17 protein-coding genes and 4 pseudogenes are annotated in these 21,622 nt (G+C 42.3%); 15 read left to right on the top strand and 6 right to left on the bottom strand.

Features of this window, described 5'->3' with window-relative positions; translation table 11 throughout:
- Positions 1-124: 124 nt before the first annotated feature.
- On the top strand, positions 125-1,066 hold the full coding sequence (locus tag AC5YCD_RS09960) for a LysR family transcriptional regulator (RefSeq protein ID WP_496129889.1): 942 nt from the start codon (positions 125-127) through the stop codon (positions 1,064-1,066).
- A gap of 89 nt (positions 1,067-1,155) precedes the next feature.
- The gene (locus AC5YCD_RS09965; protein WP_496129890.1) at positions 1,156-1,845 is read left to right on the top strand and encodes an FAD-dependent oxidoreductase; all 690 of its coding nucleotides are present in this window, start codon (positions 1,156-1,158) and stop codon (positions 1,843-1,845) included.
- Between the two features lie 15 nt (positions 1,846-1,860).
- Here the strand turns inward: AC5YCD_RS09965 and AC5YCD_RS09970 are convergent, their stop codons facing one another.
- The 3 genes from AC5YCD_RS09970 to AC5YCD_RS09980 form a co-directional block, all read right to left on the bottom strand.
- Complete coding sequence (locus AC5YCD_RS09970) at positions 1,861-2,619, bottom strand: thioesterase II family protein (protein ID WP_496129891.1); 759 nt, start codon at positions 2,617-2,619, stop codon at positions 1,861-1,863.
- Positions 2,620-2,955: 336 nt separating this feature from the next.
- The gene (locus AC5YCD_RS09975; RefSeq protein WP_496129892.1) at positions 2,956-4,119 is read right to left on the bottom strand and encodes a zinc-dependent alcohol dehydrogenase; all 1,164 of its coding nucleotides are present in this window, start codon (positions 4,117-4,119) and stop codon (positions 2,956-2,958) included.
- A 139-nt stretch (positions 4,120-4,258) separates the two neighbouring features.
- Positions 4,259-5,335 (bottom strand): AfsR/SARP family transcriptional regulator, encoded by a 1,077-nt coding sequence (locus AC5YCD_RS09980; RefSeq protein ID WP_496129893.1) that lies wholly within the window; start codon positions 5,333-5,335, stop codon positions 4,259-4,261.
- A gap of 369 nt (positions 5,336-5,704) precedes the next feature.
- Here AC5YCD_RS09980 and AC5YCD_RS09985 point away from each other — a divergent pair.
- A pseudogene (locus AC5YCD_RS09985) lies at positions 5,705-5,833 on the top strand (ABC transporter substrate-binding protein); the annotation flags it as partial.
- Here the strand turns inward: AC5YCD_RS09985 and tnpA are convergent.
- Entirely contained in the window at positions 5,822-6,229 is a 408-nt protein-coding gene (tnpA, locus tag AC5YCD_RS09990; protein WP_496129894.1) for an IS200/IS605 family transposase, read from the bottom strand. The pseudogene AC5YCD_RS09985 and the gene tnpA sit on opposite strands and share 12 nt — an antisense overlap.
- 89 nt (positions 6,230-6,318) lie before the next feature.
- On the opposite strand from tnpA, the pseudogene AC5YCD_RS09995 reads away from it, so the two are divergent.
- From AC5YCD_RS09995 to AC5YCD_RS10020, 6 genes and pseudogenes are all read left to right on the top strand, one after another.
- Positions 6,319-7,381: pseudogene (locus AC5YCD_RS09995) on the top strand (RNA-guided endonuclease InsQ/TnpB family protein).
- Positions 7,382-7,399: 18 nt separating this feature from the next.
- Positions 7,400-8,125: pseudogene (locus AC5YCD_RS10000) on the top strand (alpha-ketoacid dehydrogenase subunit beta); the annotation flags it as partial.
- 2 nt (positions 8,126-8,127) lie between these two features.
- The gene (locus tag AC5YCD_RS10005; protein ID WP_496129895.1) at positions 8,128-9,651 is read left to right on the top strand and encodes a dihydrolipoamide acetyltransferase family protein; all 1,524 of its coding nucleotides are present in this window, start codon (positions 8,128-8,130) and stop codon (positions 9,649-9,651) included.
- Positions 9,652-9,660: 9 nt separating this feature from the next.
- Complete coding sequence (locus AC5YCD_RS10010; RefSeq protein WP_496129896.1) at positions 9,661-9,807, top strand: hypothetical protein; 147 nt, start codon at positions 9,661-9,663, stop codon at positions 9,805-9,807.
- Positions 9,808-9,958: 151 nt separating this feature from the next.
- Positions 9,959-10,165: pseudogene (locus AC5YCD_RS10015) on the top strand (oxidoreductase dimerization domain-containing protein); the annotation flags it as partial.
- Positions 10,166-10,177: 12 nt separating this feature from the next.
- Positions 10,178-10,963: an acetoin reductase gene (locus AC5YCD_RS10020; protein ID WP_496129897.1), complete on the top strand. Its 786-nt coding sequence runs from the start codon at positions 10,178-10,180 to the stop codon at positions 10,961-10,963.
- 50 nt (positions 10,964-11,013) lie between these two features.
- Here AC5YCD_RS10020 and putA read toward each other — a convergent pair whose 3' ends face one another.
- A complete protein-coding gene (gene putA / locus AC5YCD_RS10025) occupies positions 11,014-14,721 on the bottom strand; it encodes a bifunctional proline dehydrogenase/L-glutamate gamma-semialdehyde dehydrogenase PutA (protein ID WP_496129898.1) in 3,708 nt (1,235 codons plus the stop codon).
- Positions 14,722-14,935: 214 nt separating this feature from the next.
- Here putA and AC5YCD_RS10030 point away from each other — a divergent pair, with 214 nt between their 5' ends.
- Positions 14,936-15,373, top strand: a complete 438-nt coding sequence (locus AC5YCD_RS10030; protein WP_496129899.1) for a PH domain-containing protein — start codon at positions 14,936-14,938, stop codon at positions 15,371-15,373.
- A 24-nt stretch (positions 15,374-15,397) separates the two neighbouring features.
- On the opposite strand, the gene AC5YCD_RS10035 is transcribed toward AC5YCD_RS10030, so the two are convergent.
- A complete protein-coding gene (locus AC5YCD_RS10035; protein ID WP_496129900.1) occupies positions 15,398-15,679 on the bottom strand; it encodes a helix-turn-helix domain-containing protein in 282 nt (93 codons plus the stop codon).
- Positions 15,680-16,189: 510 nt separating this feature from the next.
- Here AC5YCD_RS10035 and AC5YCD_RS10040 point away from each other — a divergent pair.
- From AC5YCD_RS10040 to AC5YCD_RS10060, 5 genes are read left to right on the top strand one after another with little or no spacing between them, the layout of a single operon-like run.
- Entirely contained in the window at positions 16,190-17,650 is a 1,461-nt protein-coding gene (locus AC5YCD_RS10040) for a putative porin (protein WP_496129901.1), read from the top strand.
- A 25-nt stretch (positions 17,651-17,675) separates the two neighbouring features.
- Positions 17,676-18,728: an ABC transporter substrate-binding protein gene (locus tag AC5YCD_RS10045; protein WP_496129902.1), complete on the top strand. Its 1,053-nt coding sequence runs from the start codon at positions 17,676-17,678 to the stop codon at positions 18,726-18,728.
- Positions 18,729-18,737: 9 nt separating this feature from the next.
- Positions 18,738-19,979 (top strand): MFS transporter, encoded by a 1,242-nt coding sequence (locus AC5YCD_RS10050; RefSeq protein ID WP_496129903.1) that lies wholly within the window; start codon positions 18,738-18,740, stop codon positions 19,977-19,979.
- Complete coding sequence (locus tag AC5YCD_RS10055; protein WP_496129904.1) at positions 19,976-20,800, top strand: ABC transporter permease; 825 nt, start codon at positions 19,976-19,978, stop codon at positions 20,798-20,800. Before AC5YCD_RS10050 ends, AC5YCD_RS10055 begins: the two co-directional genes overlap by 4 nt.
- Positions 20,801-20,803: 3 nt before the next feature.
- On the top strand, positions 20,804-21,622 hold the full coding sequence (locus AC5YCD_RS10060; RefSeq protein WP_496129905.1) for an ABC transporter permease: 819 nt from the start codon (positions 20,804-20,806) through the stop codon (positions 21,620-21,622).

Here is a 21,622-nt window from a genome sequence, read left to right on the forward strand (position 1 = left end):
TGAAAACGACTGCTGCAGTATAAAACAAATTGGGATAGAAAATTAAATGTAGATGTTTTTTACAAAAACTAGAACAAAATCAAATTTATGCGCACAATATTCAAAACACGATGATGAGATTGTGATGGATTCACGACAAATTAAATATTTTATTAGCATTGTAGAGGCCGGTAGTATTGGTAAAGCGGCAAAAAAATTGCAGCTTGGGACATCTGCCTTGAGTCAGCAAATTGCCAAACTTGAGGATGAACTTTCAACGCGCTTATTACAACGCAGTGCCCAAGGCGTGACCCCTACCCCTTCTGGTTTAGCATTTTATAAACAAGCGCAACTGGTACTCCGGCATATGCAATATGCAGTGGAAGCTGCGCATTCTTCACGCTTATCTGGTCATGTTAGTATTGGGATGTCGCCAAGTCTAGCATCTGTGTTGGGTGTACCACTGATGCAATTGATGCAAACTCGTTACCCTGATATTAAAGTGCATTTGGTGGAAAGTTTGTCAGGTAATTTAAGCCATTTGGTGAATGCGCGTCAGTTGGATCTTGCCATTATTTTTACTAAAGACGTTGACCCACAATGGTCGATTCAAGCCTTGCTTGAAGAGCAAATGTTTTTAATGGCAACGCCAAATTTATTAAAAAAATATGAGCTTGGTAAATGTATTCAACAAGGCGAAATTAATTTTGAACAGGCCAATCGTCTACCTTTGGTGTTGCCGAGTCAACGACATGGTCTACGTAAATTTCTTAATCAAAAAGTTGATAATATTCAAGTGAGTTGTGAAATTGATGGTTTACATCTGCTTATGGATTGTGTGGCCAATTTAGACATGGCCACTATCCAGCCAGGAAGTGCTCTATTTCCATCCCTTAAAGGTCGTTTATGCTTATTGAAAATTAAACAGCCGGATTTATCGCGGATTAATTATTTAATTAGTCTAGCTGAAGAACAATTGTCACCTGCTTCTTTAGCAGCAAAAGTAGCGATTAAACTCTGTATTAAAGACTTGATTCAAAAGCAAGTTTGGCCAAGCGCTACGCTTATAGACCAATCTCCTATTTAATAAAATTAAATACCTATTTAGTCCCTGCTTATCACTACCTTGATCACTTTTTGATTACATTGAACAAAAATCGAGAAGGGAAACAAACGATGCATGATGTCGTTGTGATTGGCGGTGGGAATGCCGCACTTTGTGCAGCTTTGACTGCACGTGAGGCGGGTGCCTCAGTATTACTCATTGAAGCTGCGCCTAAACTATGGCGTGGTGGCAATTCCCAACACACACGTAACTTGCGCTGCATGCATGATGCACCGCAGGATGTCTTAGTTGAAGCCTATCCTGAAGAAGAATATTGGCAAGATCTACTCAAGGTTACAGGTGGAAAAACCAATGAACACTTGGCACGTTTAGTGATTCGTAGTACAGCTACATGTCGAGATTGGATGCGTAAGCATGGGGTGAATTTTCAACCGCCATTATCAGGTGCTTTACATGTGGCACGTACCAATGCTTTTTTTATGGGTGGGGGTAAAGCCTTAGTCAACGCCTATTTTCGCAGCGCAGAAAACTTAGGGGTAGACATTTTATATGACACCAAAATTGAGCGTTTAATCTTGGAAAATGGGCAATTTATGGCTGCTGTTGCCGAGAGCTTTTTTCAACTGTTAAAACGCGAGAGGATCAAAAAGAAAATATATGCATCAAGAACTGAGGCTAGGTCTGATATCTTTGAATATATTGAGATGTTCTACAATACAAAACGCAGGCATGGTTCCAATGGTCAGCGTTCTCCATTAGATTATGAAAAGGCCCATCAAAAGATGGTTACGTGTGTCTAGAATTTTGGTGGCTATTCAAAGTGATGTGCTGGCTGTATGTAGAGTTTGGAATTTTTCTTCGATACAAGACAGCATGTGCTTGAGGATATTGGGCTGGGTAAAATAAAAATGATGACCTGTAAAGGCAATACGCCCTAACCAACGTTGAGTATAACCTTGCCAAGCATCCAACATTTGAGTTGTTGTTAAATCTGGATCTTGATCGCCATGTAAAAGCAAAACAGGGAGATGGGTTTGACAGGGTGGCGATTGTGAAATCAAAGCATCACTTAAAGCAAAATCATGCCGAATAAGCTTAAAACAAAGACGTAGCATATCAGGGTGCTTGAAAATATGTGCGGGCACATATTGGTAGTGTTGTAATTGTTGTACTAACGCTTGATCATCAAGTTGATGTTTCGCTAATAAATGTTGGCTGTGCTGTGGTGCTGGACGACTACTGATTACGAGCATCTTAATACGTGGCCATACAGCTTGATTTTTTAAAGCTTCTACTACCGGCCAGATCAAAGCGGCTCCTAAGCTGTGTCCAAACAAGATGATCTCTTGAGTGGTTCTATCGTTGATCTCTTGTGCAAGCTGCTGACTCAGGGCTTTGATATCAGATTCAAGTGGCTGAGCGAATTTTCGCCCATGTCCAGGATAGTCAAGTGCCAGCAAATGGCAGGAGGGATGAAGGTATTTTTGAAAAGCTTGATAGATGGTTGCGCTGCATCCGGCAGGGGGGAAGCATACTAGGGTATAGGCTCGAGATTGCCCGTCACACTCTTTCATAGTGGAAACCTATTGTAAAATTAAGCTGCATCAACTCAGATATTCAGTCATCTGGTTATCGATGAGAAGAATAATGCTAATATTGGTAAATGATAATTATTAATTATTGTAATAGATTTTTATTTTTGTTTGTATTGAAATAATTAGAAAAACTAAACATAGATTGGTAAATTCGATGTAAATGATGAGATTTTACGTTTTTACTTTAAGCTATGCTTATTTTATGATCATGGACATGAAAAGCGATCGCATGCTTTCTACCTGATTTCTCGTTTCGTCCCAGCCATCTACCCCCTCTCGGCTGGGATTTTTTTTGCAGTAATGAAATGAGTTAAATTAAGGGGTTAAAATAATTTTACGACTATCTTGTTCGCATTGGTCAAAGATACGGTAGGCTTCACTTGCCTCTTCGAGGCGCATGTTGTGGGTGATAATGACCTCTGGTCTTAAGTCGCCATTTTCAATATGCTCAAGTAAGGTGGGCAATAAATGATGCACATGCGTTTGTCCCATTTTAAAGGTTAAACCCTTATCAAAAGCATCACCCAATAAAAAGCCATGAATTGGTCCTGCATAAACGCCAGGAATGCTCACTGTGCCACCACGACGTACTGCAGCAATGCATTGCCGTAGGGCAACGCCACTCGAACCTTCAAGCTTTAAGTTGGTCAGCACAGTTTCAATAACGCTGCCTTTGGCTTCAAAACCTACTGCATCAATAACCGCATCTACACCGCGATAACCTGCTGTTCTTGAGATAATAAATTCAGCAGCATCAACATGATCGAAGTTGACTGGAATTGCACCATAGGTATGATGCGCAAAATCTAAACGGTAATCGTGATGATCGACAATAAAAATTTGCTCAGCACCAAGCATCTTGGCACATGCGACCGACAGTAAACCCACTGGCCCTGCACCATACACCGCCACACTTGAGCCCGCTTTCACCTGCGCATTGGTGACAGCTTGCCAAGCAGTGGGTAAAATATCAGTTAAAAATAAGACTTTTTCATCTGGCAGTGAGCCTGGAACTTTAAATGGCCCTATATTGCCTTTAGGTACCCGGACATACTCAGCTTGTCCGCCTGCAATTCCACCGTATAAATGACTATAGCCAAATAAGGCTGCCCCCGGAGGAATCTGCTTTTTGTTGATAATGGCACCGCGACCCGTATTGGTTTTTTCACATGCTGCAGTGAGATCGTGCTGACAGAAGAAGCAATCACCACAGGCAATGACAAAGGGAATAATAACACGATCACCTTTTTTGACTTGATGGACTTCAGGACCGACTTCTTCCACAATTCCCATAAATTCATGACCAAAAATATCGCCTGCTTGGGTCGCCGGAATTTTACCGCGATATAAATGCAGGTCTGAGCCACAAATTGCTGTTGCTGTCACCCTTAGAATTACATCATCTGGCGCTTGTATGATCGGATCCGCTACCGTTTCGACTCGCACATCCCGTGCGGAATGATAAGTTAATGCACGCATACTCGATGTCCTCTTAAGAGTTTAAGGCTTTAGCATAGGTAAAACCTTAGCTTGCTGTGTATAACAAGTGGGTTAAAGCTGTAGCGATATGCAAGTAAAAGATGCAGTCTTGTGAACATGAAATAGGTTGTATTTTTAACTAAGTCTCTAATAACGCGTACATATGTTGGTATAACTGATGTTCACGAGGTAACAAATCGATAATTCGCTGCAGTACATCTAAGCGCTCTGGTGCACGGCTCAGTAAGTCCAACAGTGCGTCCACATCGTGCATTTGATAAATGAGTTGACTGAACTTAGCATCAAAACAATGTCGCCATGCGATTAAAGTAGGGCTTTCGGTTTTGGCTAAAAATGTACCGCGGTAGAGATTAAAGCTGCTGGCAATGAGCCTCTGCTTGAGTGCTTGTTCGGCTTGTAAAAAATCAGCTTCAACATGGCAACTTAAACGATAAGTACGATTTTCTAAACAATTGGGTAAATAACGCCTTAATACTGAAATTTCGGCTTTTAAAGTATTTAAAGCTACCTCACGCTCACCATAAATTGCATGATGGAGTTGTTCTAAATTCATCCCTTGGGGATGGAGCGCTAAAATAGCCAAAATTTCAATTTGCCGCAGACTTAATGGTAAACGTTGTTGATTAAACACTACATAGGCTGGCCCTAAAGTATAGAGTTGTAAACGTTGCTGATAGCGCAGTGCATCCGACAATAAACGTGCACAGTGACTGGCTGCACATATCCCGAGTGCATTGTGTCGATTAGATTTGGTGGATAAATTGACAACCCCTTGTAGATGGCCTGAGATTGGATCCAAAATAGGAGCGGCATAGCATACCCAATCACGTACGCTATCCATTTCATTTTCATGTGAATGTACACAGGTTGCCTGTTGTACATTAAGTGTTAGACCAATGGCATTACTGCCGACTGCTTGCGTGGACCAATGCCCACCTTCTACAAAATGGACTTGTTCGGCAGCAGTTTGCATGAGGCGACTATTCCATGTACGCATTAACGTACCATACTGATCGGTAATGCCAAGCGCCATATTTGATTGTTTTGCAATATCAATGAGCTCAGATAAACATAGTTCGATACTTGAGTAAATATGACTCATGTGTGGCTGTATATGAAATACAGGCGCTGCTAAAGGCGTTTTGGGCTGGATTAAATGTTGGGTTTGTAAAGGATGCCATCGTTGAAGGTCCATCACCACGATCCTATTTTTGTTATTTTTTATTTTGACTCATGCAGTGTTCCATACTGCACCGATATAGGATGTTGTAGCATATCTTGCATGCTAAAGCAGTATATAGCTGCCCTAAAAATGCGCATTATTTTAGGCTTTATGTAACCTGAGTTTGCAGTATTTAAAAGTCTAAAACAAGAAGATTGGTAAAAGGTTGGTTTGAGTCAGTTAAAGAAAAAATACAATATATAATTCATTTAATATCATGGGGTTGTGCATAAAATTTAGCTTTATTTTTTTAGTCGAATAGCAATTTTTGAGTAAATCTTCTTTGATAAAGATATGCTTTTTTCGGACTTAAAAAGCAAGTACAACAAAGGGATCAGAATAATGCTATTAAACGAACAACAATTGCTGCGTGCTTATCAGCGTATACGTGATATCCGTGAATTTGAAGATCGCTTACATGAAGAAAATAGCGGTGGCGATATTCCGGGTTTTATTCATTTATCCGATGGAGCGTAAAACCTCGGGGTTTAGCCCGAGGATATAAGCGACTGGCGTAAGCCATTCATGCGGTGTTTGCTGTTGTTCGATATACTGCTTAATAATCCCAATAGGCGCACCTCCGCACGATGCAGCGAAGTAACTAGGCGACCACAAAGCATTACCCCATAGCTTGTTTCTGATTTTAGGAAATTGTTTTCTTAAATGACGACTCGATACACCTTTTAAATTATTCACTAGATTTGAAACAGCAACTTTAGGTGGATAATTAATCAATAGGTGTACATGATCATCTTCGCCATTAAATTCCACCAATTGAGCTTCAAAGTCTAAGCAGACACGTTCAAACACTTCATACATTGTTTCGAGAATGTCTTTGGTAAAAACATCTCTACGATATTTAGCCACAAAGACTCAATGAGCGTGCATATTAAAAACACCGTGACGACCTGTTCTAATCTCTTGACTATTACTCATAGCCTAAATATATTTTAATAATGAAAACCCTTAAATTACGCATAAAAGACAAACATTGCAAGGTGCTAGACCAACTCGCATCAGAGGTCAACTTTGTCTGGAATTATGTGAATGATTTAGGGTTTAAGCATCTTAAGCGTAAAGGTGAATTTCTATCGGCATACGATATTGCAAAATACACCAAAGGTACATCTAAGGAATGCAACCTACATAGTCAAACCGTACAAGCGATTACAGAAGAACTGATCACTCGAAGAAAGCAATTTAAAAAAGCAAAGCTGAAATGGCGTGTAAGTAACAAGACGTCAGCACGAAGATCGCTTGGATGGATACCATTTAAAAAATCAGGACTAAAATATGCTGATGGGTATGTTGAATATGGAAAAACTAAATTTGGCTTATGGGATAGCTACGGACTAAGTAAATACTCTGTTAGAACAGGCTCATTTGTTGAGGACAGTCGTGGGCGATGGTATGTATGTCTTGTGGTTGACTTTTCGAAGCAAGAGAAACCAATAGCAACCAAAGCTATAGGTATTGACCTAGGCTTAAAAGATATTGCCACCTGTTCTGATGACACCGTAATTTCAAACCCTAAATTCTATCGCCAGTACGAACAGAAATTAGGTATTGCTCAACGAGCAAGAAATAAAAAACGTGTACGTGCATTACACGCCAAGATTGCAAATTGTCGTAAAGACCATTTGCATAATGGCAAGCAGCATGCTTGTTAAAAATAATGCAGTCATTATTGTAGGTGATTTAAGTGCCAAGAAACTTGTAAAAACTAAACTAGCAAAATCTGTTTTAGATACAGGATTTTCAGCACTAAAAACAATGCTCAAGTATAAATGCGAGAACGCAGGGGTATTGTTTGAAGAAGTCAATGAAGCCTATACCTCCCAAACTTGTTCGTGCTGTGGTGAGATCACCGCAAGTAGTCCGAAAGGTAGGACAGGTCTTGGAATAAGAGAATGGGAGTGCGCGAGCTGTGGTACAGCTCACGACAGAGATAAAAACTCAGCTCTAAACATTCTTGCGCTTAGGCATAAGCGTCTAGCAGTAGGAATCCCCGTCCTTTAGGGCGGGGAGGATGTCAAGGATTTTTATGGCGTGTGTCATGACATACTGTATAACCAAGCCGCCAAATTCCGCTATATGTTTGGGGGCAAAGCCAAAGCACCGATGGTGGTACGCGGTATGATTGGCGCAGGATTTTCAGCTGCAGCACAGCATTCACAATCACCCTATCATGTGTTTGCCTCGGTGCCGGGTTTAAAAGTGGTGGTACCCTCAAGTCCGTATGATGTTAAAGGCTTACTCATGCAAGCCATTCGTGATGATGATCCAGTAGTGTTCTGTGAGCATAAATTACTCTATGACATTACCGGTGAAGTTCCAGATGGGGATTACAGCATTCCTTTTGGTGTCGCCAATTACACCCGTGAAGGTACCGATGTCACCATTATTGCCTTAAGTTTAATGGTGCATCGTGCTAATGAAGTCGCTGATCAATTGGCCAAAGAAGGCATTTCTGTTGAAGTGGTCGATCCACGTACCATCTCGCCTTTAGATGAAGAAGGCATTTTAGAGTCTGTTGCCAATACAGGACGTGTGGTAATTGTAGATGAGTCTGCAGCGCGTTGCGGTTTTGCGCATGATGTTGCGGCACTGATCGCACAAAAAGCCTTTTATGCGCTTAAAGCACCGATTGAAATCGTCACCCCACCACACACCCCCGTGCCATTTTCGCCTGTGTTAGAACAAGCATGGCTACCGAGTGTAGAACGTATTGAACGCGCTGTGCGTCAAACCTTGGAGGGCTAACCATGGCGGATATTCAAAGCCTAGAAATCCCAAAATGGGGTTTATCGATGGAAGAAGGCACCATCGTACAGTGGTTGATTCAGGAAGGTGAGTGCTTTAAAAAAGGCCAAGAGCTGTGTGAAATTGAAACCACTAAAATTGTTAATGTGTTAGAAGCGCCTTTTGATGGCACCTTACAAAAAATTTTGGCAGAGGTGGGTGATACTTTAGCGGTGGGTAAACCGATTGCACTGTGTAGTGATGAAGCATTAAGTGCTGAAGAAGTCGCGGCTTTTTTACAAGACAACAATTCAAGTGCTACAGCTGCACAAGAGCAGCCCGTGATCAGTGCACAAGCACAGGTCACTGAACCCGTTGCAGCAGCAACCCAGCAGGCAACACCTGAAACAGTGCCACAAGCATCCAAAACACAGGCGGATAGCGCTTTTGTCATTCCGGCTGCATTACAAGGCTATGATGCGCATTATGCTGGTTTAACCACACCACATGCCAAACGTTTGGCAGCTTTACATAATGTTAATTTAAGCCAAGTGCAAGGCAGTGGCTGTGCCGGTCGCATCAGCGTGGCGGATTTAAGCCAAGCGGTACAGGCGGCAGGCGGACAATGGTCAGAGCCACGTGCAACACAGGTCGCTGATACACTAAAAAAATCTAAAGCTGATGATAGTGCGGTTTTAGCTACCCCTTTGGCACGGCGTTTGGCGAAAAAATGGAGCATTAATTTACATGATTGCCGAGCATCGGGGAGCCGTGGTCGCGTATGTAAAGATGATGTCGAAGCAAGACGCGTACTTGAGCAAGGCAATAGCAACGATATCAGCATAGCAACAGAAGTCACAACACCTGCTCGTCAAGCCATGAGTGGCATGCGTAAAGCCATTGCCACGCGTTTACAGCGCGCGAAACAAGATGCACCGCATTTTCGCTTAAGCTGTGATTTGAATATGCAGGCACTCGAGCAACTTCGTCTTGAAATTAACCAATCTACGCCTGAAGTTAAACTCTCGATCAATGATCTATTGGTCAAGTCAACAGCTGCCGCATTAATGCGCGTGCCTGAGGTCAATGTGCAATATGATGCGACTAAACAAGAGATGATTGCCTTTCAAGATGCAGATATTGCCATTGCAGTGGCCTTAGATGAGGGCGTAATTACGCCAATTATTAAAACCGCTAATCAAAAATCCTTGGTACAAATTTCCAATGAAGTTCGTGACTTGGCGACACGGGCTAAAACTGGTCAGTTGAAGAATGAGGAGTTTGAAGGTGGCAGTTTTAGCATCTCTAATTTAGGCATGCTTGGAGTATCGCGCTTTGATGCCATTATTAATCCCCCACAAGTGGCGATTTTAGCCTTAGGTGCTGTAGAGAGTCGGCCAATCGTTCAAAGTGAACAGCTTATTGCTGCACGCTTAATGACAGCGACTTTATCTTGTGACCATCGTGTGGTGGATGGGGCATTAGGAGCGAAGTTTCTACAACAGCTCAAACGCTTTGTTGAACAACCTGCGTTGATTTTACTCTAAGCAGATCACATGAGCACACAGCAGTTTGATGTGATTGCGGTGGGTGCGGGTCCGGGCGGCTATATGGCCGCCATTCGGGCAGCACTGCTTTTTGCTATTCGAGAACCCTTATTTGATTTAAAAGTTTTGGTCGCACATAGCCGTCAAGTCTCGTAATAACTGTGAGTGGTATTGCATACTTACTGCAAAAAATTCGGATGCGGCTGTTTTATGGACACGCTAAATTTTTAGCTACAGCCTTATGACAAGTTCAAAGCAGCACAGCATAACAGCAGTTGACTAGATGCAAAAACACAAGTTTTTTTAAACTGTAGTGGATGTCGATAGCGGTGAAATTTTAGGTGCTCATCTAGTGGGGGCGGATATAAGGGAACAGATCTCACCATTTGCTGTGGCACAAGGTTTAGAGGCCACGACTGATGCATTGGCAGACGTTATTTTTCCACATCCTACTTATTCAGAAGCGTTGCATGAATCCATTTTGGCGACTTTGCAACGCGCGATTCATATTTAACAGGAGAACAGCATGCCACAAGGATTACGCGGCAAAGTTGCTTTAATTACCGGTGCGGCACAAGGTATTGGCTTAGGGATTGCCAGCCGTCTTGCTCAAGAAGGTGTTCATTTAGCTTTAGTGGATCGTTCAGCAGAAAAATTAGCACTTGCTGAACAGCAGCTTGCGCAATATGGAGTCAAGACCACACATTATGTCGCTAATGTTGTTGAATTAAGCCACATCCAACAAGCCATCACACATGCAGAAGCATGTTTGGGTGGCTTTGATATCATGATCAATAATGCGGGCATTGCACAAGTGCAAGCCATTCAGGATGTGACACCAGAAGAGTTTCGCCACATTGTCGATATTAATATAGGTGGGGTATTGTGGGGGATTCAAGCCGCAGCGCAAAAATTTATGCAGCGCAGGCATAAAGGTAAGATCATTAATGCTGCGTCGATTGCAGCCCATGAAGGTTTTGCTATGTTGGGAGTGTATTCTGCCACTAAATTTGCGGTACGCGCATTGACCCAAGCCGCAGCGAAAGAATATGCGCCATATGGTATTAACGTGAATGCGTATTGCCCAGGGGTCGTCGGCACAGAGATGTGGGTTGAAATTGACCGACGCTTTGCGGAGCTAAGCGGCACTGAAATTGGAGAAACCTATCAGAAATATGTCGCAGGTATTGCCTTAGGTCGCGCAGAAACGCCTGAAGATGTGGCTGGGTTCGTGGCATTTTTAGCCAGTGAAGATGCCAATTATATGACCGGTCAATCAGTGATGATTGACGGTGGTATGGTTTACCGTTAGTGGTAGCGATTCGCTGCTAGGTTGTTCCAAATAGCAGCGAATGAGTGGCTTCAATCAAGGCTCATTAGACTCGCATTACCGCCTGCAGCCGTGGTATTGATACTCACCGCACGTTCGAGGAGTAAGCGCTCAATTGTAATCTCACTATGGCTCACATTCTGCAGGCTGATAATCTGCTCTTGATGCTGAGCAATCATCTGCTGCAATTCAATAAAAGCTGGGGTTTTACCATGATATAAGACCCGATTAAAGTCAGCTTGGTGGATGTTATCCGTTAGACTAAATTGTTGCTGTAAATCAGCAGGGAACTCTTGTAAAAGCTCCATCGCCACGGTTGAATTTGAGCAAAGCACAACTTGGCTGCCAATCGATAAAATTGCGCCCCATTGCTGTAAATAAGCATCGCGCTCACTGGCAATGCTTAAAATACGCGGCTGAGGCAATAAGACATAATCATTTTGTTCACCTGTTGGACCAACAAGGCGTAGTCTCTGATCCAGGGGCAACTGCGGCCAGGTAAATGTAAGGTGAGGCGCATGCTGTTGACACCACTTGCTGAAGCTAAGATAGGCCTGAGGTGGTGATGGGCTTAGGGTCGGCTGAGTAGCAAAACATGGAGTTAGAGGTTTAGGATGACAACTGTGCATTAAACGATACAAATATAAAGGACCACCAGCTTTGGGTCCTGTACCTGATAAACCTTCACCCCCAAAAGGTTGAACCCCAACCACCGCACCAACCATATTGCGATTAATATATAAATTCCCTACTTTGGCTTGTGCCATCACTTGGTGCATACGCTGATCTAATCGGGTCTGTAAGCCCATGGTCAGGCCATAACCTTTGGCATTAATCGTGTCTATAAGTGCATTGAGTTGTTGCTGCTGATAACTGATCAAATGTAAAACAGGCCCAAATATTTCTTGTTGTAAATCATTTAAATCAGGCAATTCAATTAAGGTAGGTGCAATAAAATAACCCTGCTCAAGTCTGGTCGTGGCAGGCATGACAGTTTGATGAACGGCATAGCCTTTAGCACGTATTTTCTCAATATGTTGTAGGATGTTTCGTTGTGCTGTGTGGTCAATGACGGGTCCTACATCTGTGGCTAAATGTTTAGGATTGCCGATTTTGAGCTGTTGCATCGCGCCAATCAGCATATCGCGTATCACAGGGTAAACCTCTTGTTGCACACATAACAGGCGCAGTGCTGAACAGCGTTGACCGGCACTGTCAAATGCTGAGCTTAAAACATCTGTGACCACTTGTTGACACAGCGCGGATGAATCCACCAACATTGCATTTTGTCCACCAGTTTCTGCAATCAAGGTGACGCTTTGCCCGTACTGGTCAACCCGTTTGGCCAGAGTGTGTTGTATAAGCTTGGCCACTTGAGTAGAGCCTGTGAATAACACCCCTTGCACCCGTTGATCTTGGACCAACGCTGCACCGACTTGCTCACCTGTACCGGGCAGCAGTTGTAATATGGTTTTGGGTACACCAGCTTGCCAAAACAGTTTAACTGCATAAGCTGCAATTAATGGCGTTTGTTCGGCAGGTTTAGCCAATACGCTATTGCCCGTGACCAAAGCCGCCGCCACTTGACCTGTAAAAATGGCCAGTGGGAAATTCCATGGACTAATACATACTAGTGCACCTAAAGCTTGCATCTGCGTCTCTTGAGCTAGGGCAAGGATTTGAGCGGCATAATAGCGTAAAAAATCAATAGCCTCTCGTACTTCAGCGAGTGCATTGGCATAGCTTTTTCCACTTTCACGTACTAATAACAGCATTAATTCTTGGCAATGCTGTTGCATTAAATCCGCACAACGTTGTAAACAGGCAGCACGTGTAGCTTTGGGGGCGTTTTGCCAACGATGTTGCTGCGCGACAGCATGTTGTAAAGCCGATTCGATCTGAGTTGCACTGGCCTGCCATACGTGTCCAACAACATCTTGTGGATTGGCAGGATTAAGGATGGGCTCACTTAAACCTATACGTTGTTCTAAAGGCATGGCTTGATAACATTGATCTTTAAACTGATATGCATTTTGATTAAGTATGGTTAAGCACAGATCGTCATTTAAATCTAATCCCATTGAATTTAAACGTGAATTGCCATACAAATGCAGCGGGTGTGGCAGGGCAGGATGCGCAGAGCCGATGCTTTGGCTGCGGCTATATTTCAATATGCTGTGTTGGGGAGATTCGATCAAGTCTTCAAGACTTAAACTTGCATCGCTGATCCGATGTACAAATGAAGTATTGGCGCCGTTTTCAAGCAAACGCCTCACTAAATAAGCCAATAAAGTATCATGTTTGCCAATAGGAGCATAAATGCGACACGTTATCCCCAATTTTCCATCTGCCATTGTGCCAACCACCTGCTGATATAGCGCTTCGCCCATGCCATGCAAACATTGAAACTCATAAGGGTGGGGGTGTGGTGCAGCAGATTGTGCCAACACATAAATGCTGGCGAAGGTTTGCGCATTATGTGTTGCAAATTGCGGATAAACATAGTCAATCGCCGTGAGCAACTTTTGTGCACAAGTTAAATAGGCAAGGTCTGTATGTGCTTTACGAGTAAATACAGGATAGTCAGGTGTGCCCTCTTGTTGCGCTTTTTTGATTTCACGATCCCAATAGGCACCCTTCACCAAGCGAATCATCAGACGATGTTGACTGCGTTTGGCTAAATCAATGGCCTCATCCACCACGGCGCAAGCACGCTTTTGATAGGCTTGAATCACAAAACCCAACCCATTCCAGTCAGCTAATTCTGGTTCAAAACATAAGCGTTCTAATAGATGGAATGACAAGGCTAAACGTTCGCTTTCCTCAGCATCAATATTGAGCCCCAACTGATAATGTTTGGCCCATGTGGCCAAATGCAATAATTGAGGATATAGCTCATCCTCTACACGCTGAAGCTGCGCACGTTGATAGCGTGGATGTAGGGCTGAGAGTTTGATCGAAATTCCTGGGCTATCATACACCCCCTGGGCTTGTGCTGATCTGCCAATAGCATGAATTGCAGCCAGATAGTCTTGATAATAGCGTTCAGCCTCAGAGGCTGTTAGCGCTGCTTCACCGAGCATATCGTAAGAATAACGAAAACCACGTTGTTGTAAGGCATGTGCACGTTGAAGCGCTTTGTCGATGCTTTGTGCCATGACAAATTGTTCACCCATCATACGCATAGCATAGTCCAACATATGGCGAATTAAACCACGACTGCTTTTGGCAAATAATTGCCGTAGCAAACTTGATAAATGATCAGGATCAGCGTGTTGGAGTAAGCGACCTGTGAGCAACAACCCCCAAGCTGCAGCATTGACGAACAATGAAGGGCTTTTTCCGATATGTGCGTGCCAATCACCATGTGAAATTTTATCTTCAATGAGTAAATCACGCGTGCTTGCATCTGGGATGCGCAGTAAGGCTTCAGCCAAACACATTAAGGCTATACCTTCTTGCGAAGATAAAGAAAACTGCTGTAATAAGCTGTGTACATGTCCTCGTTGTGTTGTGTGGTCATTACGTAAGGCTGTACTGAGTGTTAAGGCCAAAGCATCAATCTGCTGTTGGGTTGATTGAGGGATGTGGCAAGCTTTCATCAGCTGCGTTACGCAATCAGCTTCTGCTGCGTAATGCGCTGTGCCAATAGCGGATTTGAGCTGATTCTGAGGAATAAAATCAGTGATATAGTTCGGGGTGAGAGAGTGTTGCTGATTTGGCATGCGACTACACCTCATCTACAGAATGATGGATATTATTTAAGTTTTCTTATAGATTCATCATACCTAAAGCAGAGAGTACATGGCTATAAAAAACTGTGCGCAGGCTAGAATAGATGTCGAGATTCAGGCTCAATTTAATCTTAATATCAACATTGCTTAAGTTGAATCTCACGCTATACAATCCAATCTACAGATGAATGATACGACTTGACCTTAAGGACACACGATCATGATGCATAGCTATCGTTCAAAAATTGATATTTGGTTACTATTGCTTTTGGCATCAATCAGCTTATTTTTATTATATCAGTTGTATGACTTTATGCTTTTAACAGCATCTGGGCTAAGTCGTGTGCTCATGCTTGGGCTATATATCAGCATTTTTTATTGCCTATGGCTACCACTATTCAACACACGTTATCAGTTGCATGAAGATCATTTAAGCATAAGAAGTATGTGGTTTAGCTGGCGTATCGAGTTGAATCAAATTCAACGTATACAACCTTGTGTGAGTTTCATCTCTGCACCGGCATTGTCTGTGCAACGCTTAGAAATTATTTATAATGTTCATGGTTTTCATGAAAGTATCTTCATCTCTCCACATCAATTGACTGCATTTCATATAGCGTTACAACAGAAAATAGCTGCGCAGCACACAAGTGAATAAAAATATATGCTGCAGCTTACTGATCTACTGGTAAATTTGATGGATCTGAATAAATAATTGTTTGACTTTTTCATTGCTCATGACGTAAACAAAATCCGTATCTTGTTTAATCAAAGTAATCATACGTGCTTTACGTAATGCCATTAAAGCTTGATTGAGCGCGGTACCACTTAAGTTCAATTGAGCGCTTAATTGTTCAACCGTTAAGGCTTGATCAGAGAGCGCCGAAAGTACAACCAAGGTATGAGGACGCGTGAGGGCGATTAAATGTTCTTGCAACAAAGCAAGGTGATCTACATTTAGCATAACTAACCAAAAAAGTTAAAAATCTTATATTTGTAACAACAACATAACATAACTTTGTTTGAACACAAATCTGTGCGGTCTTTTAAAATATGCGCGAATGACTGAGATATAGGCTAAGTTAGATGCTTCATATATAGTGGATAAACTGCTAAGTGGCTTTAAAAAAATAATAAGGGCAAATGCTCAACTGTTAGATTATCAACAATAAAAAGGTTGTAAAACAACATACTAAATTGAATATTTTTTTAAAAAATATAAAAATCAACAACTTATATTGTTGGCATGCTTATTGATATATAGCTTGGCATTCACTTAAGAAAAAATGGGAACATCATGATTTACCCTCACTTTGTTATATGCCGCGTGACTTTGCAAAGCAGGCTGCTGATGTGTTGTGACGCAATGTCACATTAATTTAAGGCGCAATCTTGCGCTGCACATTTTTTAATTTTTTCCTCACTCCACACTACTTATTTGGTGAGGATCAGCTTTGCCTTAGGAAATTGGTCTGTGAAAACATTAACACAAAAAACGCTTGTTTTGGCAATTGGTACGATTTTAAGTAGCAGTTCAGTATTTGCAAATGAAGTACAGCAAGAATTAAGCAGTCTAAAACAGCATTTAGCGGGTCTACAGCAACGTATTGCACAATTAGAACGATATACAACGGCACCGCCAGAGCCAACTGACACCTTAAATGCAACCCAAGTTGCTTTAGATGATGAGGCCATTGAAGAGACAGCAGTACAGCTTGCCACTTCAGATGATATTCAAGGGGTACGTAGTGAGTTAGAAAATTATAAATATGATCAGTCACGTCAGTATGAACGTCAAACGGTCAAATCAGCACGTGACACAAGCTTGTATGGAACAGTACAAGTCCGTGCTCAAGCACAAGATCATAAAAACTCACCTCATCAATCCAAATCAACCTTCGATATTGCCACTGCGTTAATTGGGGTGCGGGGTAACTTGTATAAAGATTATAACGAAGGTAAGAATCTCGATTATCAACTGTCTTATGGCTACTCCAAACGCAATGATGGCAGCAATAATAGTAATTTTAATTTACTGGATGCTTTCTTACGTTATCACGTTTTCTCAACCAACGCTGGTTTAGAAACCCCGAAGCTGAATGCCACCTTAGGTCAGCAACTGTTGCCATTTGGTCTAGATGTGCAATCGCCTGAAGATTTACGCCCAACCATTACTTATGCATCCGCAGCCACCAATTTAGGTTTATTTACCCGTCAAAATGGTCTCGTGGTGCGTGGTGATGTGAAACCGTTTGTAGATTATGGTGCGAATTATCGTGCGCCATTGTTGGAATATGCCCTAGGCATCACCAATGGTAATGGCAGCAATAAGACGGATGATAATGACAGCAAAGATTTAATTGCTAGAGCTTCATTTACCCTGCCTGTGGACTATAACAGTTGGTTACGTGAGCTTAAATTGGGTGCCAGCTATTTAAAAGGTGAGGCACGTTTAACCAATTTTGGTTTTAGTACAGATGAGGGACAACGCGATCGACTCGGCTTTGATGTGTATTACAACCATGCGCCATTTGGTGCAACGTACGAATATATTCAAGGTAAAACTGATTATATAACCCAAACAGGTTTTCAGCATGCTAAGTCTGAAGGGCATACCTTTACTGCATTTTATACCCTGGGTGATCAGTTCTATAACAGTATTAAATCTAATGCCAAATTTGATGATTTCTGGCCTAAGTCTATACAAGGTTACTACCGATTTGACCGCTTTAACCCCAATACTCAACTCAAAGATTATCAAGATCCAGTCAGTGGTCGTATCGGTGAATACGATATTCATTCATTGGGTTTAAACCTGTTTTTTGCTCAAACCACTAAGTTACAACTGCAACTCAATCAATATCTGTACGCGCTTGAAACAGCTACCCAAAAAGATAACAGCGAAGTACTCGCACAATTCCAGTACACCTTCTAATGATATTTTAAATCAGGACTTTATTATGAAAATTTCTCAACGTTTGACTGCAACATTATTGGCATTATCCGCTTTAGGCTTAAGTTTTAGCGTATATGCTGCCACTCCCAAAGAAATTCGCATCTCGGTATCGAGTGCAGGTGAAGGGGGTAAGCCTAAGGTAGGTAGTAGTTTTGTAGCAACCGCACATTTACGCGGTGTTTTAGAACAAGAATTTAAAAAAGATGGCGTTCAGGTGAAGTGGCTATTTTTTCCAGGTGCAGGCCCTGCAACCAACGAAGCATTGGCCAATGGTAAAGTCGATTTTGCTTTACAAGGTGATTTACCATCAATCGTGGGACGTTCGACTGGCTTAAAAACCAAAATTCTCTTCAGCTCAGGTCGTTTTGGTCCAGTCCATGTGGTTGTTCCTGCCGATTCAACTGCTAAAACAGTGGCAGATTTAAAAGGCAAGAAATTCTCTAACTTTAAAGGTACCAATGGTCAAATCACCCTAAACCGTGTTCTGGCACGCCATGGTTTGTCAGAAAAAGATTTACGTGTGATTAGTCAAGATGGTTATTCAGCGCGTGCTGCTTTAGCCACTAAAGATATTGATGCAACTATCACTTCTCCTTGGAGTCTAGAGGCACGGGGTGTAGCCAAACGTTTAACCACGATTAATGATCGTACAGTGTCACCTTTGTCTAGTTTTTGGGTGACAGAAAGCTTTGAAAAACAATACCCTGAAACTGTACAACGTGTGGTGACCACGTTAATTAAACAAGCACACTGGAGCTCACAAGAGGCTAACCGTACTGCGCAATATAAACTATGGTCACAAAGTGGGATTCCATTCTTAGATTACCAAAAAGACTGGGCTGGTGGTGCAATTAAAGATCGCATGACGCCTTTATTGGATGAGTTTCATCGTTCACAAATCAATGATGCAGTGCGTATAGCCAAAAATGCACGTTTAATTCGCCGTGATGTAGATACTGCAACCTGGTATGAGCCGAAGTACCTCAATCATGCTTTAAAAGACCTGAATTTAAAAAATTATTGGTCGCAATTTAATGCCAAAGGCCAAGCCAAATAAGGAGGTATGATGAAAGCTTTAGACTCTGCTGAAACAATGCCTTTAAGCCTTCAATTTACCAGTAGCTTTATTGGGTTGACCATTTTAGCAGGTCTGGCAGTGGGGGTGGCACGTGTGGTCACCTCGCTGTATGCAGTGCATATTCAAGCCACGGAACTGCAACTGGGTTTAATTGCTGCAGCACAAAGTATAGGTTTATTGCTGATGGCTTTGCCTGTAGGGGTATTGGTACAGCGCTTTGGGAGCTTAAAGATTTTTAGTTTAGGCAGCCTACTTGCTGCATTGTTATATAGCTTACAGCCATGGCTGAACAATGCATGGTATCTGTTGCTGATTACAACCTTGGTCAGTTTTGTACTACCTATGCGTTTTGTCTCTATTCATACTGTATTTTTAAGTCATTTGCGTGCTTTAGGGCCTGCTAAGGCGGGATGGTTCCGCGGTTCACATATGTTGGGATTTTTCTTGATTGCACCGAGTTTAGGTGCATGGATTTTACAAATCTTAGGATATGAATGGGCATTTTTTGCAGTAGCAATTTTATTTGTAGCAGCCATTAGCTTAGCGCCACTGTGCTTTAAAGAAGCCCAGCCCAAAGCACTACAACCGGCATTTGTATGGCGTGATTTGCTTGCACCCTTACAGTTAATCAAAACGCAGCCTCAGTTACGCACTATTTGCAGTTTGGAATTTTTAAGTAACAGCGCCAACAGTTACTTTGGTTTTTTTATTGTGGTGATCGCCATTCAAAACTTTGGGTTTGAAGCACCGTTGGCCGTGATGCTGCTGACGGTACAAGGTTTGGTGTTTGTCGGCAGTTTATTTAGCCTAGGCGCCTTGGCCGAAATTATGGGTTATTACAAATTTTATTTAATCAGTTTGCTGCTTATCAGCCTGGGCTTATTGATTTTAAGTTTTACCCAAAGTGCATTTTGGCTCTGGCCAGCCAGCCTAAGCTTAGGCCTAGGTTTAGGCATGTTACATATTGCTAACTTTATGTCGTTTGCCAAGGTGGGAGAACAAACCTCTATGCATCAAATTTCACCTTTACTGGCCTTGGTGGGGCCTGCGGGTGGTTTGCTCGGTGGCTTAGCGGGCGCAGCTTTGGGACATTCGATTGGCTTACAAAACTTATTTGCACCAATTGGCTTAGCATTTTTATTGATGACCATCTTTATTTTTAAAAGCTCAAGTTTTCAACAATTTTTACAAACGGAACAACATTCAAAATTACAGAGGCAAGAACCATGAGCCATATTCAACAGGCTGCGTCGGTCACTTGGCAGAGGCAGTTATTTTCTAAAAGCTTAAAAACCATTTTTGCACTGCTGTGTGCTTTAGTTTTACCGATGCTAGTACTGTGTTTATGGTGGGTGGCTTTTGAACGCCAGTGGTTACCTGAACAAATTTTACCTGCGCCAGAATGGGTATGGTTGACCACCATAGAATTATGGCAAAGCGGTGATTTACAAACAAATTTTAGCATAAGTGCAAAACGAATTTTTTATAGCGTGTTGCTCGGTAGTAGTCTTGCCTTTGCTTTAGGGATTTGGTTCGCCTTATCAAAAACAGCAACACGGTATGTATTGCCTACTGTTAATTTGGTGGCGCAATTTCCGATTATTGGTTGGATTCCGCTACTGATGATTTTTTTAGGGATTGATGAAGCTTTAAAAATTGTCGCGATTTCCTTTGCGGTGTTGACTCCTGTATTGGTTGCCACCATCAAAGGCATCCAAAACGTGTCCCAGCAGGTACTTGAAGTCTCAAAAGTGTATCAATTTTCACAAGCACAAACCTTTTATAAGGTCATTTTACCCAGTAGCTTACCAAGCTTAATGAGCGGTTTGCGCCAAGGCGTTATGCAAGCATGGTTGGCTTTAGTGTTTGTAGAGCTGTTGGCAAGTAGTGAAGGTATTGGCTTTTTAATGGTATGGGGCCGTCAACTCATGCAGATGGACATTGTATTTATGGCCATTGTACTCATTGGGTTAACCGGTTTTATCTTAGATAGTGTGTTGGGACAGATTGAAAAATATAGTCGTTATTATGCAACACGGGTGAGGAATTAAAAGATGACTAGCATTGTTTCTAATACAACACAGCCCGCCTTGCCAGCACAAAAACTTTGGCAACGTCGTAGCATACGTGTAGGTCAAGCACTTATTTTTCCTTTTGCGCTCATTTTATTGTGGAGTATGGCATGCACAAGTGGTTGGGTTGACACTAAGATCGTGCCTTCGCCTGCACAAGTGCTTAAAACTTTAATTGCAACTCTAAATCATCCCACTTTTTGGCAAGGTGTGGCAGCTAGCTTAGCGCGTAATTTAACAGGTTATCTGGTGGGTGCTAGTTTGGGAGTGTTGTTCGCTTTAATCATTGGTAGTTCTAAAATTGCCAATTGGTTTTTTGCACCTAGCTTTCATATGTTGCGTCAAATTTCTTTATTTGCTTGGCTGCCCATTTTATCGAGCTTTTTAGGTACAGGAAATAGCGCCAAAATTCTATTTATTATTTTATCGGTGTTTTATCCGGTGGCCCTGCATAGCTTAGAAGGCATTCGCAGTATCTCGCACAAACATCGTGAAGTGGCAGCAGTCTATCAATTTCCTTGGGCTTATCGTTATCAAAAGCTGATTTTACCAGGTGCAGCACCGCAGATTTTCGTGGGTTTACAGTTGGGTTTAATCTTTGCTTGGCTCGCAACAGTAGGCGCTGAATTTCTATTGGCCAATTATGGGGTGGGTATTGGCAACTTGGTAATTCGTGGACGTGAGCAATTTAATGTGGCGCTCATCATAGTAGGGATGCTGGCTATTGGTGGTTTAGGTATTGTATTTAATCAAATTTTAGTCGCAATTGAACGCCGTGTACTGGCGTGGCGAGTGAGGTAA

It is taken from the genome of Acinetobacter sp. CY05, assembly GCF_059515805.1.